General features: G+C 58.7%; 1 protein-coding gene. It reads right to left on the bottom strand.

The features are described 5' to 3' along the window. Positions 1 to 375: 375 nt before the first annotated feature. A complete protein-coding gene (locus Q0H50_RS09320; RefSeq protein WP_294421684.1) occupies positions 376 to 1,371 on the bottom strand; it encodes a DUF559 domain-containing protein in 996 nt (331 codons plus the stop codon). Between the last annotated feature and the right edge of the window lie 978 nt (positions 1,372 to 2,349).

Here is a 2,349-nt window from a genome sequence, read left to right on the forward strand (position 1 = left end):
CGCCGCGGCTCCAAGCCGCGGCGCCTCTTCTTTTGCCAGTTCAGGCTTATCCCGGATTGGATGCACACCAGTCCGCAGTTGCGACCACGGATTCCGCTTAAGCCCAGGCGCAATTAACAACAGTGGCCAAATTATCGAGGATTGCTTCATTTCCGCCTATGCACCATTACGCATCCGCAGGCGTTTACGCAACCAACGCTCAAAACACTGCTATGGCATTGGTCACAGCGCGTCCATTGGGGAGGCGGGGACGCATAACAAGGCGTCCATTTGCTCAACTCTCATCTTTTTGGCCAGCAGTCGTGCTTTTCACCCGTCATCCACAGCTTTGCGCTGGGCAAACGACAGCAAGCGTCCGTAAAGCAAAAGCAACCGTCACAATCTTGAACCCGATTTAGGCAACACCAGGCTTCGCAGCTCTAAGTGCTTCTTCGGCCAATCGCTCGCCCTAATGCGAAGCCTATGCCCGATCGCCCTGCTGATAACGGACGCCGTTTCCGCGCATCTTGCCCTATTCATAATCTGAGCCCTGCTGACCGTAACGACATCGTATCCCATATGCAACAAGGCGTTGCGCCTGGCAGCATCTTCGGCAATACGACCAGGACCGGCATGAAAGGCATCGCTATCGTACTCCACGATGACGCGCTGCTTTCTCCAGCACATATCAGCAACGTAATAGCGTTTCATGAACGACAACTCGCTCCGAACAGAGATATCGACTCGTGCGTTCAGCTCCGCCGCCGGAAGACCAAACCCGCCAAGAGACGCCGGCAAGCAAAGCAGCATTGCAAGCGCCGACTCCATCGGAGACGCCGCCCCTTCAAGCACATACCGCCCAACGCGGCGCAATGCCGCCGAGCCGAACAAATCGCTATGAGCCCTTGCGAACCGGGAAAGCGAAGCTCGAGCGATAAGGGGATCCGCCTTCACGAAACCCCTCTCGTCATCACGGCAAACGCGGTACGAACCCGCTAATTCGAAAGCCCATGCCAAGGCTTCAAGTTTATTTCGCTGACCAACATGCAGCAGAGCAAATTCAGGGCGCACCGCAAACACACCCGACGCCAACATCGAAAACGAGCTTCCGGCAAGCCGCCCCTCATGCACATGCCACCTCACGCCAGCATGATTTCGACGCATCGCAGCACGTGGGACCAACACGTGCAACGGAGTCGAGCAGCAACCGAGCCCGCGCCCGGCCAAGTCTCGAATCTCGACCGCATGAGGTTGCAGCTCTTGCAGGCTTCGCACCGAGCCGAAGGCGAACGGCGCCTCGCGCGGCACCGCCCCTGCAGCAGAAGACGCCCGCAACGTCTCAAGGGCCGATATGTCCGTCAATAGAATCCCCATGCATCCCAGCATAGCCATCCAAGCTTGCACAACCCTTGCCGAAACGACCAATGTCAGCCGCCTCGAAGCCAGCACGGGTTACCGATCTCGGGCAATCGGCAATCAGCGTAAGACCACCCTCAGCCTCGCAAGCAGCTCAGGACTCCCGGCCTTCGCAAACGGCAACATCGCGGACGAACCCGACGGCAATGCTTATCTTCGCTCGGAAGTGCGCACCCCTTTATCAGCGACCCCTTTCCATAAGGCCGCGATCAGCCTTTCCTTTACCGCTGCCCAAGGCGCTCGATTCGCGGCAGCTCAACAGTGTGGTGGCCAAATATACGAGAGTTGCTTCATTGCCGGTTAGGCGCATTACGCAAAGCTTAGGTTTTTCGAAGCAAAGCATCTGGAATGCCGCCGTAATGCAGCCTGCGCAGGATCCGTTGACTGCCGAAGCCTCATCGGGGGAGCCCTACATGCTCATTCCTCAAATAATTGGCCACCGCTTCGGCAGCATACCCACTCTCCGCCACCAGCGGAGCGCAAAACAAGCGACCCCTGGGGGCAAACCCGAAGCCCTCAGAATCAACCGCATCCCATAGTGCCGAATGACCGCACCGGCTTCGATACAACGCGCTGGAATCCGCTCGTCCAGGAAGCGACGCCCCAACCGCCATGACATGGACCTCTGATTTCGGACAACCCCAAGCAGTGGGCAGCTTGGCTACCCTTCAGGAGCGCCAGCCCCATCTTGTCCGACCCCTCTGGTTACAGCGGCCCACATAATCGTCCGTGAGTTTCACCATCTCATCGCGCGCCATGCGGTCGGTCGGTCCTAGCTGCGCTTTCGCCCATCCCCAGAAGCTCTCTATCGGCGCGCTGTCCCAGCAGCACACCCACGGGCTACGCCCTCGTCCCATGACGACGCGTCGGTAACCCACCGCAGGTAGACTGCAAGAAACGCCGCGGCTTGAAGCCGCGGCGTTTCCTCATCCCAAGCTTGCTGCAGACTGGATG

Source organism: uncultured Senegalimassilia sp. (genome assembly GCF_934632265.1).
Classification (GTDB): Bacteria; Actinomycetota; Coriobacteriia; order Coriobacteriales; family Eggerthellaceae; genus Senegalimassilia.

What these genes read in the sequence shown, in the direction of transcription:
- Q0H50_RS09320 (WP_294421684.1), bottom strand. Translation starts at nt 1,371, where the DNA reads ATGGCTATGCTGGGATGCATGGGGATTCTATTGACGGACATATCGGCC.